The organism is Streptomyces sp. NPDC006458 (assembly GCF_040612135.1).
In the GTDB taxonomy this organism is placed as follows: Bacteria; Actinomycetota; Actinomycetes; order Streptomycetales; family Streptomycetaceae; genus Streptomyces.
The window spans coordinates 1-24,166 of sequence record NZ_JBEXPR010000051.1 but is presented as its reverse complement, the minus strand read 5'-3'; the positions used below and the strand labels follow the sequence as shown (position 1 = coordinate 24,166).

Annotated in this window: 20 protein-coding genes and 2 pseudogenes; 11 read left to right on the top strand and 11 right to left on the bottom strand. The window is 71.2% G+C overall.

What is annotated here, in order from left to right:
- The first annotated feature begins 83 nt into the window (after window positions 1–83).
- Window positions 84–866, top strand: coding sequence for an IS5 family transposase (locus ABZZ79_RS37690; RefSeq protein ID WP_356696848.1), 783 nt, complete (start codon window positions 84–86; stop codon window positions 864–866).
- A 114-nt stretch (window positions 867–980) separates the two neighbouring features.
- Here ABZZ79_RS37690 and ABZZ79_RS37685 read toward each other — a convergent pair whose 3' ends face one another.
- The 5 genes from ABZZ79_RS37685 to ABZZ79_RS37665 all read right to left on the bottom strand — a co-directional run bounded on the left by ABZZ79_RS37685 (window position 981) and on the right by ABZZ79_RS37665 (window position 4,789).
- Entirely contained in the window at window positions 981–1,655 is a 675-nt protein-coding gene (locus ABZZ79_RS37685; protein ID WP_356696846.1) for an HAD-IA family hydrolase, read from the bottom strand.
- A gap of 46 nt (window positions 1,656–1,701) precedes the next feature.
- Entirely contained in the window at window positions 1,702–2,253 is a 552-nt protein-coding gene (locus ABZZ79_RS37680) for a hypothetical protein (RefSeq protein WP_356696844.1), read from the bottom strand.
- Window positions 2,254–3,053: 800 nt separating this feature from the next.
- Window positions 3,054–3,275, bottom strand: a complete 222-nt coding sequence (locus ABZZ79_RS37675; RefSeq protein WP_356696842.1) for a hypothetical protein — start codon at window positions 3,273–3,275, stop codon at window positions 3,054–3,056.
- Between the two features lie 379 nt (window positions 3,276–3,654).
- Window positions 3,655–4,272, bottom strand: coding sequence for an NUDIX hydrolase (locus ABZZ79_RS37670; RefSeq protein ID WP_356696840.1), 618 nt, complete (start codon window positions 4,270–4,272; stop codon window positions 3,655–3,657).
- Between the two features lie 55 nt (window positions 4,273–4,327).
- On the bottom strand, window positions 4,328–4,789 hold the full coding sequence (locus tag ABZZ79_RS37665) for a GNAT family N-acetyltransferase (RefSeq protein ID WP_356696838.1): 462 nt from the start codon (window positions 4,787–4,789) through the stop codon (window positions 4,328–4,330).
- Window positions 4,790–5,065: 276 nt separating this feature from the next.
- On the opposite strand from ABZZ79_RS37665, the gene ABZZ79_RS37660 reads away from it, so the two are divergent.
- Complete coding sequence (locus tag ABZZ79_RS37660) at window positions 5,066–5,212, top strand: hypothetical protein (RefSeq protein WP_356696858.1); 147 nt, start codon at window positions 5,066–5,068, stop codon at window positions 5,210–5,212.
- Here ABZZ79_RS37660 and ABZZ79_RS37655 read toward each other — a convergent pair.
- Window positions 5,140–5,781: pseudogene (locus ABZZ79_RS37655) on the bottom strand (IS701 family transposase); the annotation flags it as partial. The gene ABZZ79_RS37660 and the pseudogene ABZZ79_RS37655 overlap by 73 nt on opposite strands.
- Here ABZZ79_RS37655 and ABZZ79_RS37650 point away from each other — a divergent pair.
- Window positions 5,765–5,920 (top strand): annotated as a pseudogene (locus ABZZ79_RS37650) (substrate-binding domain-containing protein); the annotation flags it as partial. The pseudogenes ABZZ79_RS37655 and ABZZ79_RS37650 overlap by 17 nt on opposite strands.
- A gap of 203 nt (window positions 5,921–6,123) precedes the next feature.
- Here the strand turns inward: ABZZ79_RS37650 and ABZZ79_RS37645 are convergent.
- Together ABZZ79_RS37645 and ABZZ79_RS37640 are read right to left on the bottom strand one after the other, a co-directional pair.
- Window positions 6,124–7,242, bottom strand: coding sequence for an acyl-CoA desaturase (locus tag ABZZ79_RS37645; RefSeq protein ID WP_356696836.1), 1,119 nt, complete (start codon window positions 7,240–7,242; stop codon window positions 6,124–6,126).
- A gap of 7 nt (window positions 7,243–7,249) precedes the next feature.
- Window positions 7,250–8,305 (bottom strand): ferredoxin reductase, encoded by a 1,056-nt coding sequence (locus tag ABZZ79_RS37640; RefSeq protein ID WP_356696834.1) that lies wholly within the window; start codon window positions 8,303–8,305, stop codon window positions 7,250–7,252.
- 86 nt (window positions 8,306–8,391) lie between these two features.
- On the opposite strand from ABZZ79_RS37640, the gene ABZZ79_RS37635 reads away from it, so the two are divergent.
- Entirely contained in the window at window positions 8,392–9,531 is a 1,140-nt protein-coding gene (locus ABZZ79_RS37635; protein ID WP_356696832.1) for a helix-turn-helix domain-containing protein, read from the top strand.
- A 603-nt stretch (window positions 9,532–10,134) separates the two neighbouring features.
- On the opposite strand, the gene ABZZ79_RS37630 is transcribed toward ABZZ79_RS37635, so the two are convergent.
- Entirely contained in the window at window positions 10,135–10,602 is a 468-nt protein-coding gene (locus ABZZ79_RS37630; RefSeq protein WP_356696830.1) for an ATP-binding protein, read from the bottom strand.
- A gap of 173 nt (window positions 10,603–10,775) precedes the next feature.
- Here ABZZ79_RS37630 and ABZZ79_RS37625 point away from each other — a divergent pair, with 173 nt between their 5' ends.
- Both ABZZ79_RS37625 and glpK read left to right on the top strand, forming a co-directional pair.
- Window positions 10,776–11,543, top strand: a complete 768-nt coding sequence (locus tag ABZZ79_RS37625) for an IclR family transcriptional regulator (RefSeq protein WP_356696828.1) — start codon at window positions 10,776–10,778, stop codon at window positions 11,541–11,543.
- A gap of 46 nt (window positions 11,544–11,589) precedes the next feature.
- The gene (gene glpK, locus ABZZ79_RS37620) at window positions 11,590–13,110 is read left to right on the top strand and encodes a glycerol kinase GlpK (RefSeq protein WP_356696826.1); all 1,521 of its coding nucleotides are present in this window, start codon (window positions 11,590–11,592) and stop codon (window positions 13,108–13,110) included.
- A gap of 443 nt (window positions 13,111–13,553) precedes the next feature.
- Here glpK and ABZZ79_RS37615 read toward each other — a convergent pair whose 3' ends face one another.
- Both ABZZ79_RS37615 and ABZZ79_RS37610 read right to left on the bottom strand, forming a co-directional pair.
- Window positions 13,554–14,657, bottom strand: a complete 1,104-nt coding sequence (locus ABZZ79_RS37615) for an SPFH domain-containing protein (protein ID WP_356696824.1) — start codon at window positions 14,655–14,657, stop codon at window positions 13,554–13,556.
- 27 nt (window positions 14,658–14,684) lie between these two features.
- Window positions 14,685–15,122, bottom strand: a complete 438-nt coding sequence (locus ABZZ79_RS37610) for an NfeD family protein (RefSeq protein WP_356696822.1) — start codon at window positions 15,120–15,122, stop codon at window positions 14,685–14,687.
- A 260-nt stretch (window positions 15,123–15,382) separates the two neighbouring features.
- Between ABZZ79_RS37610 and ABZZ79_RS37605 the strand changes: the two genes are divergently transcribed.
- The 5 genes from ABZZ79_RS37605 to ABZZ79_RS37585 all read left to right on the top strand — a co-directional run.
- Complete coding sequence (locus tag ABZZ79_RS37605; protein WP_356696820.1) at window positions 15,383–16,945, top strand: TIGR02677 family protein; 1,563 nt, start codon at window positions 15,383–15,385, stop codon at window positions 16,943–16,945.
- Window positions 16,942–18,174 carry a TIGR02678 family protein gene (locus ABZZ79_RS37600; protein ID WP_356696818.1) on the top strand — a complete coding sequence of 411 codons (1,233 nt, stop codon included), beginning with the start codon at window positions 16,942–16,944 and terminating at the stop codon, window positions 18,172–18,174. Before ABZZ79_RS37605 ends, ABZZ79_RS37600 begins: the two co-directional genes overlap by 4 nt.
- On the top strand, window positions 18,171–22,289 hold the full coding sequence (locus ABZZ79_RS37595; RefSeq protein WP_356696816.1) for a TIGR02680 family protein: 4,119 nt from the start codon (window positions 18,171–18,173) through the stop codon (window positions 22,287–22,289). The genes ABZZ79_RS37600 and ABZZ79_RS37595 overlap by 4 nt, the downstream gene beginning before the upstream one ends.
- Window positions 22,280–23,524, top strand: coding sequence for a TIGR02679 family protein (locus ABZZ79_RS37590; protein ID WP_356696814.1), 1,245 nt, complete (start codon window positions 22,280–22,282; stop codon window positions 23,522–23,524). Before ABZZ79_RS37595 ends, ABZZ79_RS37590 begins: the two co-directional genes overlap by 10 nt.
- Before the next feature lie 167 nt (window positions 23,525–23,691).
- Window positions 23,692–24,166, top strand: a 475-nt coding sequence (locus ABZZ79_RS37585) for an L-threonylcarbamoyladenylate synthase (RefSeq protein ID WP_356696856.1), incomplete at its 3' end; no start/stop codon positions are given.

Sequence of the window (24,166 nt, the reverse complement as noted above, 5' to 3'; positions counted from 1 at the left end):
CTGCCCCATCGTGTGATTGCCTCGCTCACCGGTTCGGGAACGCGGGTGATCGCCCTGGACGTGCACCGCGCTATCCGTCGGACATGACGGACGCGGAATGGGCCCTCGTGCGCGACTGTCTGCCGGTGCCACTGTGGCTGGAGGGGCGGGGCGGGCAGCCGGAGGGGTACTGCCACCGACAGATGTTGGGCGCTGTTCGCTATCTGGTGGCGGGCGGCATCACCTGGCGAGCGATGCCGGGCGACTTCCCGGCTTGGGACCGCGTCTACGCCTTCGCGCGGCGGTGGCGTGTGAAGGGCTTGCTCGCGGAACTGCACGACCGGTTGTGCGGCCTGGTCCGCGAGGAGGCCGGCCGCGATCCGGAGCCGACCGCGGCGGTGATCGACGCGCAGTCACTGCGGGCGGCGGCCACGGTGCCGGCGGCCACCCGCGGCTACGACGGGGCCAAGAAGGTGCCGGGGCGCAAGCGGCACATCGTGGTCGACTGCCTGGGGCTGCTGCTGGCCGTGATGGTCACCGCGGCGAACGTGATGGACCGGGACGCCGCGATGCCGCTGCTGGAACGTGTCCGGGCCCGCTATCGCAGGATCATCCTGGTGTGGGCCGACGGCGGCTACGCGGGTCGCCTGGTCAGCTGGGCGAAGCAGCAACTGGGGCTCGCTCTGGAGATCGTCAAGCGCGGCGACGACGCCTCGGGGTTCGTGGTGTTGCCCAGACGCTGGGTGGTGGAACGCACGCTGAGCTGGCTGATGCGCTCGCGGCGCCTGGTGCGCGACTACGAGACGCTGTCCGCCGTGCATGAGCAGATAGTGCTGTGGTCGATGACGATGCTCATGAGCCGCCGGCTGGCCCGGCGGCGAGCGTGAACCGTCCCGGGGTGGGTTCGGGCCTTCACCCGTGAAGGCCCGAACCCACGATCGAGGGCGTCATACAGCACGATCTGGTTCGCGGAACGGTTGAGGATCCGCAGCACGCGATGCTCACGTGGCGTCCCGGCTCCCCCTGGACACATACGCGCCGAATACAGAGGTATCGAGATCCTTGAGGGACTCCAATACCAGAGTGGCAATCGCAAAGCAAGGATCGCAGCGATCAGCGGCCTCGGGAACGGCGACGACCGTCATCTGGGCTGACACGCCAGCGAGGACGCCGTTGAGCGAGTCCTCGATCACAATGCATTCGTCGGGTGACGCACCGAGGGCGGCGGCTGCGCGGAGATAGGCGCCCGGGTGGGGCTTGCCGTGTTCGTCGTCTTCGGCTGAAAACACGGCATCGAAAGATCGGTCAAGGCCGGTGCTCGCGAGCGCATGCCGAATCACCGACTCCGGCGAAGATGACACGACGGCCATCGCCCGCGATGCACGCGCGCACGCCGCGACGGCGTGTTCGGCGCCGGGTTTCAGCACCACTCTCTCCAGCCTACGGCACACGGCGGCCACGATCTGCTGCTCGACGTCGTCGGGGTCGGCTTGAATGGTGGCCCGATCGAACCAATAGGCCACCATGTCCCTTTGCCGCAGCCCGCGCGTCGCCGCCTGCATCTCCGTTGTGAGGTGCAGGCCAAGCGGACCGAACACTTCACGCTTTGCCGCGTCCCAGATCGGCTCGGAGTCGATCAAAAGGCCGTCTAGGTCGAATAGGACAATCGGTTGCATTGGTTGCTCTTTCGTTGGCGATCACGTGAGGACAAGACGACGATGCTCATGAGCCGCCGGCTGGCCCGGCGGCGAGCGTGAACCGTCCCGGGGTGGGCTCGTCGGCCCAGCCCCGGTCGGCCAGCCGCTTCATCTTCGACCGAACTCCTTCCACACTTGCCGGAACCGGCTCCAGTCCGAGTACGGCGGTGATCTCCTGACGGGACATCACTGGCTTTCCGCCGGATGCTTGTTCGGTGAGCGTGGCGAGGATGCGCTGGTAGTGGGGAGCGAGCGCGTTCATGGAAAGCGCGGGATGCCACACTGGGACGATCAGGCCCGATCGCGCGGCGCTCGGTAGGGGAACCTCGGCGGGCGTGTTCGTCGCGGGCTCCGACCCGGAAGACTCACCGGCTCCCGGGCCAGCTTCACCTGCCTGTCCGGGCCGCGGCCCGGACAGAACCTCGCCAACGCGCTGCCGGGCGATCAGCCACTCGTGCCAGGCCGTCTCCGCTTCGGCGAGCTCAGCGAGTACCCGGTCCGCCACCTCCCGAAGCTCCTCCACGCGCTCACGCGCGACCAGCTCCCGCTCCTCCAGGAGACCCGCCACCGACGCCATCCCGGCACCTCCACCAACGAGACAACCCAACGGCCCGAGCATGCCTCGCCATGCCGGCATCATGCCTGAACTGCGGAAACCCGTCGATCAAGTTCGGTACGACAACGGCTTCTGATACCTCGTCGCCGCGCACGCCCAGACCTTCAGGGCCGACCCGGCGGCGGAGCTCGTACTTGAGGCGGCTGACCGAGGTGTCCAGGCGCTGGAGTCCACGCTCTCTATGGCGGCGTTTCGGCAGTACGGGCTTCCCCTGGGCCGGAAGCGGCGGTAGGCGGCGATCTCGGTCAGCAGCCTGTGCGGCATCCGGGTAATGTCCGGGCCGGCATGGTGCGGGCCGGTCGGCCGGCACGCCGAACGCGGCGCCGTGCAGCGCGCGACTTCGGACACCCCGGGGTGGCGGACACCGTCGAAGACGACGGGCGGCCACTCCGGCACTCCGAGGCCGGCGTGGTAGAAGGTCGCGTGACTCCCATGGACGACATCGCGGAGCGGCATGCGTTGGTGACCGCCGTGCGCGGTATTGGCGGGTCAGGTCCGCGACGCATGGGTGACTGGCCATCGGGCAGGGTGCCCCGCCAACCGGGGGGTCGACGATGCCACTGCAGCACTGCGCGCCGCGCTTGTCAGAAGTGTGGGCATACGGTTCAAGGTCCTGCTCTGAGAAGACGGCAGGGCTCGAGCTGCGGTCCCGTGCCCATCCGCCAGCCGCACGGGACCGCAGCTTCCTGATGCTGCGTCTGGCGAGGCCTCGGCGGACGGTGCAGTGTCCACGGCGACAACCCGCGGAGGCCGGCACTTGGCTATTCGTCGGCCTGGGCCCGCAGTGCAGCGCGTTTTGCTTTCCGGCGTCGCCGTACGCGGCTGCTCCACTCACCGGAGGCGATGGCGAGCGCTGCCAGCGCAGCACATTCTGCGAGGTGCCTTGGCTCATCCATCACCTTGCTGAGCAGCCAGTATGCGGTGGTGACGACCGCCCACCCTGCCGTCCACGCGCCGATCGCGGACCAGTGGATGCTCTTCATAGCGTCACGATACGTCAGCGTCGCTCTCCCGGGACCAGAACGCTTCACCAGGACCGGAACTCTCGGGCCGCGCGCCCGAGCGCCCGCGTGGCAGGCCGCGCTTGCCGCCCCGCTGGCCGCATTGCCCGAAAGGCCCGCCGTCGCCCTCGCCCCCTGCACAAGGAACGGCCCGCCGCTACGGGGGAGAGCGACGGGCCGGACCTCAACGATGACATATCCGTAGCCTGTGCAGGCCGACTTCGTGCCCTTCGTGCCCTGCTGTGCGGGCGGGCCGGGCGCGTGGGGGTCGGTGCGGCTGATCTTCGTTCGGCGGTCTGGCCGGTGGGCCGTCCGCCGCGTGGTGGCCCTGCATCACTGAGGGTCCTCACGGGAAGTCGGGTCATGTGGAGGCGGTCGGTGGGTGGTTGATGGGGGTGTAGTGGGCGGGGGTGTGGTTGATGGGGAGGTCAGGGCGCCAGGCGGTGAGGATCTGGGCGCTGCATTCGAACAGGTCGGGGGGCAGGGCGTCCAGTGGCCACCAGCGCCAGTCGCCCACGCTTTCGCCGCTCTGGTCGGCCGGTTCGCCGTGCCAGTGGGTGACGACTGCGCCGCAGGTGACGCGGACGATGTCGCCGACGTGGTCGAGGAGTATGCCCAGGAGGCGTACGTCGGCGGGGTCGGCGGTCAGGCCGGTTTCTTCGGCGAGTTCGCGTACGACTGCTTGTTGGAGTGATTCTCCGGGTTCCACGGTTCCGCCGGGCAGTTCTCGTGTGCCGAGGCGGTGCCGGCCGAGGAGGAGGCCTTGGGGTCCGTGCAGTACGGCGCCGACGCCGAGGGCGGCGTGGGCGGCGGGCGGCTTCGCGGTGCGCGGGCGGGCGGTGATGTGCGCCGGGCGGCGGACCTGGAACAGGCGGTATGAGGCGTGGTTGTCTGCCTCGGGGGCGTCGAGGACGGTGATGCTGTGGACGCGGAGCCCGTACTGCTCGAGCAGGTCTTGCCACAGCTCGGGCGTGAGCACCTTCTCTGAACCAACGGCCTGGGGAGCGATTGCCTGTGATGGGTCGGCTGGTCGCTCAGCGCTGTGCCCAGTCGAACGGCAGAACGCGATGGAAGACGACCATGGCTTGGCCGGGGCCGTTGTAGTCATCGACGACCGTCGCGTCGAAGCCGAGGCTGCGATGGAATGCGATTGAGCCGGCGTTTCCGAGTGACGTGATCGCCTTCAATCGCAGTGCGCCGTGGCTATGCGCGACCTCGGCGAACGCCGCATACAGACTGCGTCCGAGGCCGGTGCCGCGAGCGTCGTCCCGGGTGGCGATCAGGTGTACGTACCCAGTGCCGGTCGGGGTGACGAACCCTATGACGTACCCGTGGATTCCGTCCTCGGCTCGGGCGACCAGACAGGTGTCACCGAATTCTTGCACCAGTGCCGGAAGGTGCAGGGACCGTAGGTCGCGGTCTCCCCAGTATCGGTGATGATCAGCGAGAACCTGGTGGATGTCGGTCATCCCGGCCAGTGTGATCTGCGCGCGCATGACACGGATCATGGCAGGGACATTGCCCATTTGAGGAGCGGAAGTGCCGGCCAGCCCGTGACATGGCAAGGGCCGCACGGGTTTGGTGAGTTGTGACGCTTACCTGGGCCCGTGCGGCCTGCTCCCATCCTGCCCTGTCCGGGGTCTCTCGCGCCCACTTCGGCGAGTTGCTCGAAGAACTCGCCCCCGAGTGGGAAGCGGCCCGGGAGTCGGCACTGCGCGAGCGGCGCGGCGGGGACCGGCGGCGGGCAGCCGGAGCCGGGGCCAAGCAGCGACGTGTTCACCGACCGGCTGCTGGTCACGCTGGTGCATCTGCGGCTGGGCCTTCCGCACGCGGCACTGGCCCGGCTGGACCGGGGCGGCGTGACCGGCTCCACATCGTGCGGGTGGACGGTCACGTCCGAGCGGACGGCGACGACATAGCCGATGCCCCGGCCGTGGGGGCTGTCGCGGAAGTCGGCGTTCTGGCCGTAGCCGGCATCGGCGACGAGTACCGGCGGGACGAGGCCCCATCCCCCCAGCTCGTCCAGGACGTCCAGGGCGAGGCGCCACTTCTCCCGGTGCCCGACCTCCTGCGGTATCCCCGTCCTGCGTCGGCGGACTGCATCGTCCGCCCACTCCTGGGGCACGAACAGGCGCCACTACAGCGGACAGGACGCGGTGTCGGAGACCGCGTGCACGCTCACCGCGACCTGGCAGTTGGCCTGCTTGCCCAGGGCTCCGCAGTACTGGCGGGCGACCGCCACCGACATCCGGCCGTCCTTGGGGAAGGACACGTCGTCGACCACCCAGGCATCCGGGCCGATCAGCGGCACCATCCGCTGCGCGAGCCGCTGCCGCACCGGCACCGGATCCCAGGTCGACTGGTTCACGAACTGCTGGAGGTTCTGCTCGTTGCCGTCCGGCAGCCGCTCCGCCATCGGCTGGACCGACTTGCGCCGGCCGTCCAGCATCAGACCCCGCAGACAGCAGTAGTTGACGTCGGTCACCATTCCCGCACGGGAGATGGCACGTCATGCCGTCGACCGCCTCATCGCGAAGGTCAGGGGGCAGGCCGGCGACGAGGTCGTCCTGCTCAGGCCGGAGCTCGTCGTCCGCGCCAGCATCGGGCCGGCACCCATCAGGGTATGACGGGTGCCGGGTGCGCCGCGGCGCGTGTCCGGTCAGGACCAGGAGACGTCGACGTCGCGGGTGACGAACTCCAGGCTGCCCGGCGACGACGTGATCTCGTAGCCGAACTGGACGTCGCTTGGAGTTCTTCAGCCAGTCGAACACGGTCTTGATGTCCACGGTGCCGGCCGGTACGGCCGAAAGCGCTGAACCGATACCGGGAATCAGGCCGCGACGAGGTCCTGCTCGCGGTCCGGCGTCCTGACCTTGGGCTTCCTGTTCGGCAGCGAGAGCCGGAAGACCTTGCGCCACGCGGAGAACACCTGCTTGGGCAGCGGCCCGGTGACATACTCCAGCTCGTACTTTTCGAACAGCGCGCGCACCTTCACCGCGACCTCGGCGTACCGGTTGCTCGGCAGGTCCGGGAACAGGTGGTGCTCGATCTGGTGCGACAGGTTGCCGGTCATGAAGTGCATGGCCCTGCTGCCGCTGATGTTCGCCGAGCCCATCATCTGGCGCAGGTACCACTGGCCGCGCGTCTCGCCCTTGATCGACCGGCGCTCGAAGACCTGTACGCCCTCGGGGAAGTGCCCGCACATGATCACCGAGTGGGACCAGAGGTTGCGGACCAGGTTCGCGGTGAACGTGGCGGCGAGCGTGGTGAGGAACGACGGGCCCGACAGCAGCGGGTGGATCACGTAGTCCTTGAGAACCTGCTTGCGGATCTTGCGGCCCACGGCCTTGGCCCGCGCGCGGAACTCCGGGTCCTTACGGCGGCGCTTGTGCAGGTTCTTGCCGAGCTCCAGGTCGTACGCTGCGATGCCGTACTCGAAGAAGCAGGCGTTGATGAAGTTCCACAACGGCTGGCCGAGGTGGAACGGGTGCCACCTCTGGTCCTCGTCGACGCGCATGATGCCGTAGCCGAGGTCGTTGTCCTTGCCGATCACGTTGGTGTACGTGTGGTGCAGTTCGTTGTGCGAGTGCTTCCACTGGTCGGACGGCGAGACGTGATCCCATTCCCAGGTGGTGGAGTGGATCTTCGGGTCCCGCATCCAGTCCCACTGGCCGTGCAGGACGTTGTGACCGATCTCCATGTTGTCCATGATCTTCGCCACGGACAGCCCGGCGGTGCCGATCAGCCACGCGGGCGGGAAGAACGAGAACAGCAGCACGCCCCTGCTGACCAGTTCGAGCTTGCGCTGCGCCGAGATGACCTTGCGGATGTAGGCGGCGTCCTTCTCGCCGCGGCTGGCGATCACCTCGTCGCGGATCGCGTCCAGCTCGCGGCCAAGCTCCTCGATCTGCTCCGCGGTCAGGTGGGCGGTGGGGTCGATGGCGGTCAAGGTGTTCCTACCGTTCGATGTCGCAGGGGCCCGCCGCGGCGGACACGCAGGTCTGGATGAGGACGCCCGGCTCGGCCTCGGTGATCTCGCCGGTGCGCAGGTCGCGGACGGCGCCCGCCTTGAGCGGCGTGATGCAGCCGAAGCAGATGCCCATGCGGCACCCGGAGGGCATGAGCACGCCGGCCTCCTCGCCGACGTCCAGCAACGGCGTTGCGCCATCCGCATCGACGGTCTTGCCGGTGGCGCTGAACGTGACCTCGCCGCCGTCGCCGGCGACGACGACGCTGGGGCGGAAGCGTTCGGTGTGCAGGCGCTCTGGGACGCCGTGCTCGGTCCAGAGCTCTTCGGCGGCGTCGAGCAGGCCCGCGGGCCCGCAGGCCCAGGTCTCGCGCTCGGCCCAGTCGGGCACGAGTTCGTCGAGACGGGCGATGTCGAGCATGCCGTCTGTGTCGGTGTGCACCTCGGTGAGCTGCAGCTTCTTGTCCGCGACCAGGTCGTGCAGTTCGTCGCGGAAGATCACGTCGTGCGGCTGTGGCGCGCAGTGGACCATGACGACGTCGTCGAACTCGGTGTCGCGCAGCATGCCCATTACAGGCGTGATGCCGCTGCCCGCCGTGAGGTAGAGCACCTTGGCGGGCTTGGCCTGCGGCAGCACGAAGTCACCGGTCGCCTGGCCGAGCTGGATCAGCGTGCCCGGTTGCGCCCTGCGGACCAGGTGGTTGCTGACTTTGCCGTCCGGGATCGCCTTCACGGTGATCGTGACGCGGCCGTCCTGGCGGTTGGCCGGTGAGGTGAGCGAGTAGGCACGCCACAGGCGCACCCCGTCGACGTCGACTCCGATCCGCACGTACTGACCGGCTGTATGGCCGCGCCAGCCCCGTCCCGGTCTGATCACGATGGTCGCGGCGTCACCCGTCTCGGGGTGCACGGCCTCGATGCGCCCCCGCAGGTCAGCGCCCGCACGCAGCGGGCTGACCAGGTCGAGGTAGTCAGACGGCAGCAGCGGCGTCGTGACCATCTCCAGTAGTTTCCTCGCCCTGCTGCGGAGGGCTGTACTCGTCATGGCTCCAGCTTGCTGTGCCTCAGGGCGTAAAGTCCTGACCGCAGGACGTAAATCCGGTCGGCTAAATTGTTCGCAGGGAATAAAACGTGAGCCATGTGATCCGGAGGGCCAGTGAACTGGCCCTGGATGAGACGACGGTCACCGCACTTCGGGCTGCCCTGAAGGCCACCGCCGACGAGGTCGTCCAGGCGATCATCGACGAAGTCCCCTCCTACGCCAACGCCCTCTCGGGCCACATGGGCGCCACCATCCGCCGAGCCGTCCGCACCGCCCTGGGACACTACCTGGACCTCGCGAGCGGGAACGCCACAGGCGGCGACGGCGGTGACGCGGCCTACGAGCTGGGCCGCGGCGAAGTCCGCGACGGCCGTTCGATGGACGCCCTGCTCAGCGCCTACCGCGTCGGAGCCCGCGTGGCCTGGCGATGCCTGGCAGCGGGTGCCGTACCGGCGGGTCTGCCCGCCGCCGAGGTCGCCAAGTTCGCCGAGCTGACCTTCGCCTACATCGACGAGCTCTCCGCCGCGAGCGCCGCGGGCCACGCCGACGAACTGGCCGCCCGGGGCAGAGATCAAGAGCGCCACCTGGAGCACCTGGCCCGCGACCTCCTCGCCAGCGCGAGCCCGGACGTGCTGCTGGTCTCTGCTCAGCGGGCCGGGTGGCAGCCTCCGGTTTCGCTGACCGCGGTCCTGCTGCCGGCCGCCCAGGCCCGGCCTGCCTACCGCGCGCTCGACCCGAGCACCCTCGTCCTCGACGATCTGCCGGACGCCACCGGTGTGCTGCTCGTCCCCGATGCCGACCGATCGCATCTCCTGCGGCAGCTGACCGACCGCACAGCCGTGGTCGGCCCGGCCCGGCCATGGGCGCGTGCGTCCGCCTCGTACGCACGAGCCGCACGCGCGCGCTCTCTTTCCTCTGATATTCGCGACACTGAGGACCACCTGCCCGAGCTGGTGCTGAGCGCCGACGTGGACGCGTTCGCAGACCTGCGTGCCCGAGCCCTCGCACCGTTGCGGACCTTGCCTGTCGCGACCGCACGGCGGCTGGAGGAGACGTTGCGGGCGTGGCTGCTGCACCAGGGCAGGCGGGACGAGGTGGCGGCGGCGTTGTTCGTCCATCCCCAGACGGTCCGGTACCGGATGTCGCAGCTGCGGGAGCTGTTTCCTGATCTCGCATCGCCGCACCGGGTCCTTGAACTGACGCTGGCGGTGGGGCTTCGGGTCAGCTGACGCGTGGATGGATGAATTCACCCCTCGCTCGCGGCCGTCCGGGCCCGGGGCGCAGGGCGCGCGGCCGGGGCTGGCGGACGACCCGCGGGTGCGGGCGGCGCCAGCCTTGGCCGGGGGATCGGTCCATGATCGGATCGATGAGTCTCGGGGGCGAAGCTGGTCTTCGGTTCCGCCCGGGTGCTGCGTCAGCGGACGCAGGCGGCGATGGAGGCGTTCCGCTGGTCGTGGCTGCGGCGGTCGCTACGACGGTGACCTTCGGACGGCTCGCCCCATCCGTGATGTCGGGCGTCAAGGTCACCTCTGGCGCCGATGTGATGGGCGCTTTGCATCGCCGCCAGGCCGACCGCCGCCGGACGTGGTTGTGATGAGGGCATGGTCGCCGGGCCGCGTCCTCGTCTTCTCGACGGGCGCGCCGTAGGCGGTCAAGTACGCGACCAGACCGCTGCCACCCGCGTGATGTCGAGCGCGGCAGGCCAGGCGACGACCTGGCTCGCGGGGACTGTGGTGTGTTCGGCGTAGCTGCCCCTGGCACTCGCGTCCGGACGGGCCATGAGGATGACCGGATCGCCGATCTTGTGCCCGGTGGCCTCGAGGCCCAGTGGGTCAACCCTGCGCGTCAGTGGACCAGGCCGCGGGGAGGTCGGCCCAGCGTGTGATCCCCTCGGTGTCGACGCGTATGCCGCAGCGGGCGGCCAACGCGGTGACGATGTCGATGCCGCGGCCGTGCTCGTCCGGGTCCGGGGTCGGCCACCCGTCACCGACGAGGACGGGTCCCGCGTCGGTCACCTCCACGCGCAGGGCCCGATGTCCGTCGACGCGGACCCACGACAACCGCAGCGTCGCCGGTGGCACGGCGTGTACCAGTGCGTTGGTCAGGAGCTCCGAGACCACCACGAGTGCGTCCATGACGGCGTCGGGAGACAGACCCCACTCGGCGAGTATGTGCCGGACCTGCCCGCGGACGGCGGGCACGGCCCCAGGGGTGTGGGGGACAGGGCAGACAAGATCGGCGGCGTCGGGGCCGAGGTGATCGACTGCCTTGGGGCCGACGATGTTGAGCTGGGTGGCCATCTGCCCTCCTCGACGAACGGTGCCTACGGATGCCGACGCCACGCACGCTATGAAGTGATAGGTAGCCGGTCAAGAAACGTCGGTCGGCATTACCGAACGCAAGTCGGGATTTGGGGGGAGACCTCCGTGCCATGGCCGATGTGGGACGGCGAACGCGGATCTAGAATCGCGGTATGGCCGGTCCCGTCCAGTCCATCGAACGGGCGGCGGCAATCCTCCGCCTGCTCGCCGCGGGACCCCGTCGGCTCGGGCTCGGGGAAGTAGCTGCCTCGCTGGGGCTGGCGAAGGGGACGACGCACGGCATTCTGCGCACCCTTCAGCACGTGGATTTCGTCGAGCAGGACGCGGCGACCGGAAAGTACCAGCTCGGGGCGGCCCTCCTGCATCTCGGTACCAGCTACCTCGACGTGAACGAACTGCGCTCACGTTCGATCAACTGGGCCGACGCCCTGGCCGCCCGCAGCGGCGAAGCGGTCCGCCTGGGCACTCCACTGGAAGGCAGAGTGCTCGTCATCCACCACGTCTTCCGGCCGGACGACACCCTCCAGACCCTGGACGTGGGTGCACTGCTGCCCCTGCACGCCTCCTCGCTCGGAAAGGTGTTGCTGGCGTTCGGCACCGCGAACCTCGATTCGGCGGTCGACGCCGGGCTGGAGGCGTACACCCGGCACACCCTGGCCCACGCGGACGACCTGACCCGCGCCCTCGCCGAGATCCGGGAGAACGGCTGGGGCAGCGAAGTACAGGAGATGACCATGGGGGAAGCCGGCGTCGCCGCGCCCATCAGGGGGCACGGCGGCCTCGCGGTGGGCGCCATAGGCCTGTCCGGCCCGGTCGAACGGATCTGCGACGCCAGGGGCCGGCCGGAACTCAAGCTGCTCGCCCTGCTCCGTGACGCCGCCTGGGCGATCTCACGAAACCTGGGGGCCGCTCGCTGGTAGGTCCCTCGCGCAGCGCATCTCCACGCATCGGAAGGCGGTCCGGATCATGGTCGAACGGTATGTGATGTCCATCGACCAGGGCACCACGTCCACTCGGTGCATCCTGTTCGACCACCGCGGGCGATTGGTGTCCGTGACCCAGCGCGAGCACCAGCAGTTCTTCCCGAAGCCCGGCTGGGTCGAGCACGACGCCCTGGAGATCTGGCGCAATCTGCGACGCATCGTGCCCGAGGCCCTGTCCGGTGCGGGCGACGGCGTCGCCGCCGAGGCCGTCTCGGCCGTGGGCATCGCGAACCAGCGCGAGACGACCGTCCTGTGGGACCGGCAGACCGGCACCCCGCTGAACAGGGCGATCGTCTGGCAGGACACCCGCACCGCCCCGCTCGTCGATGACCTGCGCAGCGACCCGGGCGACGCGTTCTTCCTGGAACGCTGCGGCCTGGCGCCCTCGACCTACTTCTCCGCACCACGGATCCGCTGGCTCTTCGATCACGTGCCCGGGCTGGGACAGCGGGCCGCTAACGGCGACGTCCTGTTCGGCACGATGGAGTCCTGGCTGATCTGGAACCTCACCGGGGGGACGGCGGGAGGCCGCCACATCACCGACGTGACCAACGCCAGCCGCACGATGCTCATGAACATGGGCACGCTCGAATGGGACGAGGAACTGCTGGGATTCTTCGGGATTCCGCACGCGATCCTGCCCGAGATCCGGTCCTCGGCGGAGTGGTACGGCGAGGACCGCTCGGTGCTCCTCGGCAGGCCCATCACGGCCGCGCTCGGCGATCAGCAGGCCGCGCTCTTCGGACAGACCTGCTTCTCCCCGGGCGAGGCGAAGTGCACCTACGGAACCGGCAGCTTCCTGGTGCTCAACACCGGTACCGAGGTCGTCCGGTCCAGCAATGGACTGCTCACCACCGTCGCCTACAAGATCGACGAGCAGCCTGCGGTCTACGCGTTGGAGGGCCCGATCGCCGTCACCGGCGCCCTGGTCCAGTGGTTCCGCGACCGGCTGGAAATCATCAGCAGCGCACCGGGCATCGAGACCCTCGCGCGGACCGTCGAGGACAACGGCGGCTGTTACATCGTCCCGGCCTTCGCCGGTCTCTTCGCACCCCACTGGCGCAGCGACGCACGTGGCGTCATCGTTGGCCTGACCTCGTACATCACCAAGGGGCACCTGGCCAGGGCGGCGCTCGAGTCCACCGGCTGGCAGACGAAGGAGGTCGTCGACGCCATGAACGCCGATTCCTCGCTCACTCTGAGAGAGCTGAAGGTCGACGGTGGCATGACGTCCGACAACCTCCTCATGCAGATCTTGGCCGATGTCCTCGACGTGCCGGTGGTGCGGCCGATGGCGGCCGAGACGGTCTCCCTGGGCGCCGCCTACGCCGCCGGACTGGCCACCGGGTATTGGGCAGACCTGGAAGTGCTGCGCGGCAACTGGCACCGGGCGGCCCAATGGCTGCCGGACATGGACCCCACGCGACGGGCGTCGGAGTACGCAAACTGGCAACGGGCCGTCGAACGGTCCCTGGGCTGGATCAGAACGCCGAACGGCTCGTAGTCCAGGGGCCCGGGATGCGCACTCGTCCGCCGGCGTTTGCCGCGCGCTCTGGCGGGCGGCCTTGTGGGCTGGTCGGCCGCCGACAGCCGGTTGAGGACTTCCGCGGGGGTGAAGCTCCAGCAGGCGGTGGCGCGCACGGTGAGAGTGTGCGTGCCCCTGGTCGCACGCCAGGGCAGGTACCACTGGCGTCAGGTGTCGCGGGAGTCCTCGGCCGCGAGCCGGGCTTCCTACCAGGGGAGAACGACAGGCGCTGCCGTGAGAGAACCGTCTGGCAGGAGGCCGACATCGGGCACCGCAACCGGGAACACGGCCCGAGGCACGCGGTCCGAGCCTGGCCGTCACATGCGTGACCGGACCCGTCGGGCTCCGTCGTGCCTGTCTCACCCATGCCGTCCTCCCGCGACGTCGGGCCTCGCCAGGTGGCGCACGGGCCGCAAGGGGGCTCAGCGGCCGGACATCCGTCCCCGGCGTGGCGCCTGCGGCGACATCGCCGCCTCGGCCTCCGCCTTCGCGTCGCTCACAGCGGCGGCCGCCTGCTTCCCGGCCTCGTCCGCGGCCGCCGCGGCCTCGAGTGCGACAGTCGAGGCCGTGCCGAGCCCAGGGACCCGGTCTCCGTGAGGCGTGGCGTCGTCGGCGGCCGCTTCCCCGGGCTGCGGAGGCTGGGCGGGACCCGCAGTCGACCGGTCCCCGAACGCACTCGTGACGGTCCTGACCGCCTCGGTCAGCTCGCCCGGGATCACCCAGAAGGTGTTGTTGTCGCTGCTCGCCAGGTGGGGGAGCGTCTCGAGGTACTTGTAGGCCAGGACCTTCGCGTCGGCGTTGTTGCGATGGACGGCCTGGAAGACGAGTTCCACCGCCTTCGCCTCACCGTCCGCGCGCAGGATCATCGCCTGCTGCGCGCCCTGGGCCTCCAGGATGTCCTTCTGCTTCGTGCCTTCCGCGGTCAGGATCTTGGCCTGCCGCTCGCCCTCGGCGTGCAGGATGGCCGCGCGTTTGTCACGCTCGGCCCGCATCTGCTTCTCCATCGCTTCCTTGATGGTGTGCGGTGGATCGATGGCCTTGATCTCCACGCGGTTGACGCGGATGCCCCACTTGCCGGTGGCATCGTCGAGGACGGCGCGGAGCCGGGAGTTGATCTCCTCACGCGAGGTGAGCGTCTCCTCCAGGTCCATGCTGCCGATCACGTTGCGCAGCGTCGTCACGGTGAGCTGATCGATCGCCTGCAGATAGTCGGCGACCTCGTAGGCGGCCGCCCGCGGATCCGTGATCTGGTAGTAGAGCACGGTGTCGATGTTCACCACGAGGTTGTCCTCGGTGATCACCGGCCTGGGGTCGGACGAATAGACCTGCTCGCGCACGTCGAGTTTCGTGTTGACGCGGTCCGCGACCGGCAGGACCAGGTTCAGGCCCGGCTGCAGCGTCCGGAGGTACCGGCCGAACCGCTCGATGTTGTAGCGGCGTGCCTGCGGGACGATCCGCACGGCTGAGGCGATGAGGAAGACGACGACGATGACCGCCACGAGAAGGGTGATGACAATCGGGTCCACCGTGCCTCCGTTGCTGTGCTCGTCCGTTCACGGGAGGAGATCTCGGGGGTAGACGATCGCCGTGGCGCCGTCGATCTCCATGACGTCCACCAACGCCCCCGCGGGGATCACGAGGCTCTCGTCGAGAGCCCTGGCGGACCACTCCTCGCCCGAGAGTCTGATCAGGCCGCGGGAAGCGGTCACCTCCTGCATCACCTCGGCCCGCCTTCCTATCAGCGCGTCGCTGCCCTCGCGCGTGAGGGGCTGCTGTGCCATGTGCCGCAGCGCTACAGGACGCACCAGGACGACCCCTGCCGCGGCCGCGGCACCGAAGGCCACGAGCTGGCCGAGAGCCCCCACCCCCACACCGGCGACCACGGCGGCGACCAACGCTGCGCCCGCCAGCAGCCCGAAGACCAGTGTCAGGGTGAAGAACTCCGCCGCGCCCAGCGCCGCGGCGGCGAGCAGCCATACGAACCACGGCATCGGATCGCCCTCCTTCAGGGGCCCTCTCCATCAAGCTACCTCCCGGAGCGCCCAGCAGACAGACAAGGCAACCGTGCTTCCTGACCGCGAGAGGCTCGTCGCGTCGGCAGGCCCGGGGACGAGCGCGGACACCTTCGGTGCGGCCGGGACGGCCTGAACGCCCCTGGCCGCCGGGCTGTGTGAGTCCGCCAACCTCTGGAATCAGCCAACCCCGGGAACCGGGACCGAGGGGATTCCGGCTGGGGGGACAATGGTCGGCGATGACCGACAGCACCGCCGCCCAGCAATCCCGCCCGGACGGGTACGGACCCTTCGCCCACCTCACCGTGCAGAACACGGATCTCTACCGTCAGGTGATGCGGACCTTCGTGATCGCCAAGGAACGGTTCGCCGTACATCTGCGTCCCGAGGACGTACATGCCGCGTTGCCGGCCGAGGCCCGGCCGGCAGAACCGGACGCGGTGGTGAAGGCGCTGGACAGCCTGGTCGGCTGGGGGAATCTGCGTGCCGATCCCGACACCGCCCGTGTCACCGCCGTCGAGGACTTCTACCGCAAGCGGTACATCTACCAGCTCACCCGGGCCGGAGAAGCGGCCGAGGAAGCGCTGGGCGTCTACGACGAGGCTCTCGGGAGGCGGGGCGCCCTGCAGGCCGTCGCCCTGCACGACATCGTCACCCAGCTGCGGGCCCTCCTCGTACTGGCCGCCGAGGAGCGACCGGATCAGGCCAAAGTCCATCTGACTCTTGACGCGCTCGCCGGCCGCTTCACGGCCCTCGCCGACAACGCACGGGCCTTCATGGGCTCCCTGCAGCGGACCATCGACCTCCACGACGTCGAGGAGGAGGTCTTCCTCGCCTACAAGGACCGGCTCATCCAGTACCTGGAGCGGTTCATCCAGGACCTGATCACCCTCGGTGGGCGGATCGCCCGGCTGATCCTGGAACTGGAGGCCGCCGGGAGCATCGAGTCGCTGCTGCGGGCCGCCGCCGGCCGCGAGGCCGCGGACGCCTCGCCGGAGGAGGCCGAGCACGCGGAGCGACAGGCGTACGAGCGGTGGGCCGGACGCTGGACGGGGCTCGTCGCCTGGTTCATCAGCAGGGAGGGGCGGGAGTCGCAGGCCAGGCTGCTGCGCGGCCGGGCCCTCGGCGCCATCCCGCAGCTCCTGGCCGTCGTACGGGCGCTGAACGAGCGCAGGGCCGGGCGTTCCGACCGGTCCGCGGACTTCCGCACTCTTGCCCGCTGGTTCGCCGAGGCGCCGGACGACGACGCCCGGCACCGGCTGTGGCGCACCGCTTTCGGTCTGTATCCCGCCCGGCATCTGACCGTCGATGCCGAGTCGCTGGCCGCGCGTGTGGCAGTGCCCGTGGCCGCGGCCACACCGTGGGCCGAGGCCGAGCCGCTGCGGATCAGCCCCCAGCTGCGCCGCACCGGCAGCTATGAGCGGCGCGGCAAGCCGCGGAAGGTGGAGGACCGAGAAGAGGCACGCCGCAGGCTCGCCGAGGTGGCCGCCAAACAGGCCGCCGAGACCGCGGCGGCCCGCGCCCGGCTCGTCACCGACGGAGTCACCCGGCTCTCCGGACTCGGTGAACTCGACCCCGTGTCCTTCGGTCTCTTCCTCAACCTCCTCGGCGACGCGTTGTCCACCTGGCGGCCAGGAATGCGGCACACCTCGGCCACCAGCAACGACGGCTCCATGGAGATCCGGCTGAGCGCGCTCGCCGACGGCAGCACCGCCGAGATCCGCACGCCCGGCGGCGTCTTCCGGGGGCCCGACCACCTCATCGAGATCGTCGACCTGACGGCGGAAGGCGGCAGGCCATGAGCACCTCCCTGGCCGAGGTACTCGACGGACAGCACGCCGCCGACCTCCGCAAGGCGGCCCGCGCCCTGCTGCGACAGCCCCTGCTGCTCGCCCGCGGCCGGTACGCCGACGAGTTCCGCCTCGTCCGCCGCCATGCCTCCGAACTGCGTGAATGGTTCGACCGCAACACCGGCTGGGCCCTCCACACGGACGCCGAGACCGCACGCCTGCACAAGACCCCGGGAGTCCTCACCGACCCCACCCACCCCGCGCGCGAGGCGACCCGCGCGGCCGCCCCCTTCACGCGGCGCCGTTACGTCCTGCTCTGCCTCGCCCTGGCCGCCCTCGAACGCGGTGAGGCCCAGATCGCGCTCGGCCGCCTCGCCGATCAGGTCGTCCTCGACGCAGCCGACCCCCACCTCGCCCGGGCGGGCATCCACTTCACCCTGGACCGCCGCGACGAGCGCCTCGACCTCGCCGCCGTCGTACGGCTGCTCCTCGCCATCGGCGTGCTGAGGCGGGTCGCCGGCGACGAGGAGGCGTACGTCAGCGGCGCCGGCGACGTGCTGTACGACGTGGAACGGCGGGTACTGGCCGGGCTGCTCGCCGCGCGCCGCGGCCCCTCCACCGTCCACGCCGAACTGCCCGCGGACCGCCTCGCCGAACTCGTCGCCGAGACCGCCCTGGACAGCGACGAGCTGCGCTTTCGCGCGATCCGCCGCTCCCTGACCCGCAGGTTCCTGGACGACCCGGTCCTGTACTACGACGAGCTGACCGACGCCGAACTCGGCTACCTCACGCGCCAGCGGGGCTTTCTCACCGCCCGCATCACCGAACTGACCGGACTGGTCGCCGAGGTGCGGGCCGAGGGCATCGCCATGGTCGATCCGGACGACGACCTCACCGACGTCCGGATGCCCGAGCAGGGCACCCACGGTCACATCACGCTGCTGCTCGCCGAGTACCTGGCCGCGGCGAGACGGCTCGTACCCGCCGACGAACTGGCGCTCCGTGTCCGGGAACTCGCCGCCGAGCACGGCGGATTCTGGGCCAGGTCCGCACGGGAGCCCGGCATGGAGGCGGAACTCGTCGAACAGGCCGTCGCCCGGCTCGCCGCTCTCGGGCTGGTCTCCCGCACCGCCCACGGCGTGACGCCGCGCCCGGCCCTCGCCCGGTACGCGGTCGGCGAGACCGTCGTACTCCAACCGGGCGCACGCATGCCCGCACAGCGAAAGGCCGGCAAACAGTGACCCGCCTCCCCGACCCGCAGCGCACCCGCTGGCAGCCGCTGCGCATCGGACTCGTCGACCTCTTCCACTACGACGTCGAGGAGTTCCACTTCCGGGACGGACGCCTGCTGCTGCGCGGCAACAACGGCACCGGCAAGTCGAAGGTGCTCGCCCTGACCCTGCCCTTCCTGCTCGACGGAGACCTCAGCGCACGCCGGGTCGAGCCCGACGGGGACCCGGGCAAGCGGATGGAGTGGAACCTGCTCCTCGGCGGCGAGCATCCGCACTCCGAGCGGCTCGGCTACACCTGGATCGAGTTCGGCAGGCGCGACGAGACCGGCGGCGAGCGGCACTTCCGCACGCTGCTCTGCGGACTCAAGGCGGTCAGCGGGCGCGGTATCGCCCGCCACTGGTACGCGCTCACGGACCAGCGCGTCGACCACGGCCAAGGGGCCGCTCCGACCTCACTCAGCCTGCTCGACGCCACCGGTACCGCCCTGTCCCGGGACCGGCTCGCCGAGGCCGTCGCCGGGCACGGCATGGTCCACGACCAGGCCAGGACCTACCGCAGGGCCGTCGACGAGGCACTCTTCGGCCTGGGCGAGCAGCGCTACGGCGCCCTTGTCGACCTGCTCATCCAGCTGCGCCAGCCCCAGCTGTCCAAGCGCCCCAACGAGGCGGCCCTGTCCCGCGCCCTCACCGAGGCACTGCCGCCCATGGACCAGGCGGTCATTGCGGACGTGGCGGAGGCGTTCCGCTCCCTGGACGAGGAGAAAGAGGAACTGGCGGCCGCGTCCGCCGCCGAACGGGCCGCCTCCGCCTTCCTGGAGCACTACCGGCGCTACGCCCGGATCGCCGCCCGCCGGCGCGCCCGCCTCCCGCGCGCGGAGCACTCCCGCTACGAGCACCTCCAACGGGACCTCGCCGAAGCCCAGGACCGGCGGACCCGGGCCGGTGAGGAGCGGGCGGCGGCCACGGAACGGATCGCCGCCCTGGAAGAGACCCAGGCCCGGCTGCGGGCCCAGGACGCGGCCCTGCGCGAGGGCCCCGAGATGCGCAGCGCGCGGGAACTGGAACAGGCGGCCCAGGCCGTGCAACGGACCCACCACGCCCTGGACCAGACGCGGGACGACCGGGACCGGGCCGCCGGCCTGCACACCAGGGCGCTCGGCCGGCTCGCCGCCGCGGAGAACGGACTGCGCAGCACGGACCGCCTCGTCGAGGACACCCTCCGCCAGGCACGCGAGGCCGCCGAGGCCGCACGGGTCACCCTGCCCGCGGCGCCCGAGCCGGCGGAACCCGAACTGCGGCGCGCGGCCCAGGAGGTGACGGACCGCGGGCTGCGGGCCCTCGCGCACACCGAGGACCTCGCGGAGCGGGCCGAGCGCAAGGCCGATGCCCGGCGCCGGGCATCGGCCCGGCTCGACGAGGCGGACACCGACCTCGGCCAGGCCACCGCGGTGCAGGGCCGGGCGCAGGACGCCGCCGCACATGCGGGAGTGGCCCTGCTGGACGCCGTACGCGAACACGTCGGCGCCTGGACGGAACTGGCCTGTTCCGACCTCCCCGGCCTGCTCGACGAACTCCAGGAATGGACGCACCACCTCGACGGCCCTTACCCGGCTCGCACCCAGGCCGCACGAGCTCACGGCGCCGCCTCCGCACACCTGGCCGGTCTCGCGGCCGAAGCGGCGCGCCGGACGGCGGAGCTCGCGGAACGAGCCGACCGCCTTCGTGAGGAGCTCACCACGCTGGAGGCCGGCGGCGGACAGGCCCCCCAGCCCCCGCTCACCCGCACCCCGGGTCTGCGGGAGGGGCTTCCCGGCGCGCCGCTGTGGCGGCTGGTGGACTTCCGCGACGACTGCCCGCAGCAGGAGCGCGCCGGGCTGGAGGCGGCACTGCAGGCCTCCGGACTGCTCGACGCGTGGGTGCTCCCCGACGGCTCCGCGCTCGCCGCCGACGGATACGACGTCCTGCTCTCCCCCGCGGCCGGACCGGCGGCCGGGCACTCCCTCGCCACTCTGCTGCGCCCAGCCCCCGACGACGGTGACGAGCGGGCCGCGGCGGTGGGGGTGGACACGGTGGCACGGCTGCTCGCCGCCATCGGCGCCGGCGACGACAGCCGGACCGGCACCTGGGTGGCGCCGGACGGCCGGTTCCGCATCGGCGCGCTCACCGGCCGCTGGGCCAAGACCGCCGCCGAGTACGTCGGCGAGGGGGCACGGGAGGCGGCGCGGCGAGCCCGCGTCGCGGCCCTGCACGCGGAACTCGGCCTGCTGCGGACATACGCGGACGCGGCCGAGGCGCAGGCCGCGCAGATCGCCGAGCGGCGCGGCACCCTCGACGCCGAGCTGACCGGCGTACCGGACGAGGGCCCCCTCGCCCGGGCCCACGCCCAGGTGACCGCCGCCGCCGAGTCGGTGCTCCGGGCTCGCCTGCGGCGCGAGGAGCGCGCCGCCGACCACGAGGAAGCGGCCCGGCTGGCCGAACGGAGCGCCGCCGAACTCGCCTCGACCGCCGCCGAGCTGGGCATGCCCGCCGACCGGGCGGGCCTGGCCGAGGTACGCCGCGCCCATGGCACGCTCGCCGTGGCGCTGGCCGCTCTGTGGCCGGCCCTGCGTGAACGCGTCGAGACGGCTCGGCGGGCACAGGAGGAACGCGCCGAAGCCGCGCAGGCGGCGGAACGGACCACGGAGCTCACCCGACGTTGCGAGGACGCCGGGCGCGAGGTTGCGGCCGCGGACGAACGTCACACCACGCTGCGCTCCACCGTCGGGGCGGCCGTCGCGGAACTCCAGCGACGGCTCACCGAGACCGCCGAGGCGCTGCGTGGATGCGAGGCCGGCCAGCGGCTGGCCCGCAGGCAGGAGGTCGAGGCGGACCGCGAGGCGAGCAGGGCCGAAGGGCGCATCGAGCAACTGGAGAAGGGTCTTACGGAAGCGGCCCAGGCGCGTGCGGAGGCCGTCGCGGGCCTCCAGCGGTTCACCACCACCGGCCTGATCACCGTAGCCCTGCCGGACCTTTCCGTGCCGCCCGCTGACGACGGTCCCTGGGCGGCCACGCCGGCGATCGCGCTCGCCCGCGCCATCGAATCGGCTCTGGCCTCGGTGGACGACTCGGACGGCGCCTGGGAACGCGTGCAGCGCCGGCTGAGCGAGGAGCTCAAGACCCTGCAGGACACTCTGTCCCGGCACGGGCACATCGCCTCCGCCCGGATCGTGGAGGAGGGCATGGTCGTCGACATCGTGTACCAGGGCCGCGAGCGCGCCGTACCCGAGCTCGCCGAGGCACTCACCGCGGAGGTGGGCGAGCTCACCCGGATCCTCTCGGCCCACGAACGGGAGATCCTCGAAACCCACCTGATCACGGAGGTCGCGGGCACCCTCCAGGAACTCATCGGAGCGGCCGAGCGGCAGGTGCGCGACATGAACGCCGAGTTGGAGGACCGCCCCACGTCCACCGGCATGAAACTGCGGCTGGTCTGGCGCGCCTCCCGCAAGGCTCCTTCCGGCCTCGCGCCGGCCCGTGAGCGGCTGCGTCAGTCCGCCGACGCCTGGACCCCGCAGGACCGGACGGCGGTGGGCGAGTTCCTCCAGGCGCAGATCGCCCGGCAGCAGTCGGACGACACCTCCGGAAGCTGGCTCGAACACCTCACCGCGGCCCTCGACTACCGTGCCTGGCACGAGTTCGCGGTCGAGCGACACCAGCACGGCCGCTGGGTCCCCGCCACCGGCCCGGCCTCCGGCGGGGAGCGGGTCCTCGCGGTCTCCGTGCCGCTGTTCGCCGCGGCCTCCTCGCACTACGCCAGTGCGGGCAGCCCGTACGCGCCCCGACTGGTCACCCTCGACGAGGCGTTCGCGGGTGTGGACGACGACTCGCGGGCCAAGTGCCTGGGCCTTCTGCACGCGTTCGACCTCGACGTGGTGATGACCAGCGAACGGGAGTGGGCCTGCTACCCGCAGGTGCCCGGCGTCGCCATCGCCCAGTTGTCCCGCGTCGACGAGGTGGCGGCGGTGCTCGTCACCCGCTGGGAATGGGACGGCAGCCGGCGGCTGCGGCGCGCCGACCCGGTGCGGGACCCGGACCACGCGGACACGGAGCCGCAGGCCGCCGGACGGGAACCGTCGTGGAACTGACACCCGGCGACCAGCCGCTGGACGAGGCCAGGCTGCGCCGCCTGCTGGGTGGCCCCGACCTCGACTGGCTGGTCGCCAGGGCGCGCCGACGGCTGGAGCGTGAACAGCCCCTCACCGGGCCCGTCGCCCTTTCGTCGCCCACACCGGCCCAGCGCGTGTCGGTCGAACGCCTTCTGGGGCGTTCTCCCGGCAGCGGGCGCTCCCTCAGCGTCCGGCTCGACGAGGTCGACGCCGTCCTGAGGCGGTCCGGGATCAGCCCCGGTGGCCTGGCCGCGGCCGTGGCCCTGCTGACCGGGCCGATCGTGGCGCTCGGCCCGGCCCGCGCCGCCGAGGAGCGGGCCTGGCGGGAGGCGTACGCCCCGATCCACGTCCTCGCGGACCGGGTCCCAGCGCTTGCCGCGTGGGCCGACCGGCTCCGGACGGACGGCCTGGTCCGGCGCCTCGCCGCCACTCCCGCCGCCGCCCGGGACCTCCTCGGCCCGGCCGCCGTCGCCCTCGCGGCCCTCCCTGTCGACCCGCCCCTCTCGCTCCCTGCCTTCGCGGCCCGGCGGCTCGGCAGCGCCCACGCACTGGACGACGGCACCCCCCTGGCCACCGTCACCCTCTCGGGCGTCCGCGCCCTGACCGGCTTCCCCGAAGGAACCGGGGCGCAGTGGCGCCGGGAGGCATGGGCCTCGGCGGGCCTGCTCCGCGACGAGCTGTCCTCGACCGTCCTCACGCTGAACCTGCGGGGCACGCCCGCCCTGGACTGGACCGCCGACGCGGGCGAGCCCGCCGTACTGACCCTGCGCCAGCTTGTCCGCGGCCCGCTTCCCACCCCGGCCGCGTCCGTCCGGATCTGCGAGAACCCCGCCGTCCTGGCCGCGGCGGCCGACGCCCACGGCCCGAGCGCCGCGCCGCTGGTCTGCCTCCATGGCCAGCCCTCCGCCGCCGCCCTCACCCTTCTGCGTCATCTGCACGAGGGCGGAACCGAGCTCCTCTACCACGGAGACTTCGACTGGGGTGGGCTGCGCATCGCCTCCGCGCTGCTGCGCCGCGTCCCCTGGCGCCCCTGGCGCTACACCGCGGCCGACTACCGCGCCGCCGTGTCCGTGCACCCCGCGGGGCCGCCGCTCACCGGTTTGCCGGCGCAGGCGCCGTGGGACCCCGGTCTGCCCGAGGCGCTGGCGGAGCTGGGTGTGCGCGTGGAGGAGGAGTCGGTGCTCGGCGACCTGGTGACCGACCTGGCGCGATGAGGCGTGCCGTCGGAGGGCTCCGGCCGTGCCGTCGAACGAGATGCCGCACCCAGGAAACGCTCCGGCGGACGCGGGGGACAGGGCCGGTCGTTGAGTGGTATCGCGTCGACCGGCATGGCAGCGGGCGACTCCACCACCTGCTGGGAAGGGCGGGTGACGGAACGTACCTGGCGGCGCTGGCCGAGTCGACGCTCCTCGACTCACACCACCACGCCGTCGCGCGGATCTTCCGGGTCAAGAACGGTCCGCCGTCCCACCCGCTGATCGTCCACATCGCCGCGGCAGACCAGTTGGACGACTGGGTTGAGGAGGTGCCCGCGACCGCGCGCCTGCTGGCCGAACGCTTCTGGCCGGGGCCGCTGACGCTGGTCCTGCGGCGCGGCAGGCGCGTGCAGTTGGAGGCGACGGGTGGGCTGGAGACGGTGGCCGTGCGGGTGCCCGACCATCCTGTCGCGCTCGCGTTGCTGTCGGCTTTCGGCGGGGGCGTCACGGCGCCGTCCGCCAATCGCTTCGGATCGGTCAGTCCCACCACCGCGGACCACGTCCGGGCGGAGCTAGGTGACGCCGTCGACTTCGTGCTGGACGGCGGCTCCTGCCAGGTCGGCATCTCGCCCGTGACGTCGACCATCGTCGACGTCACGG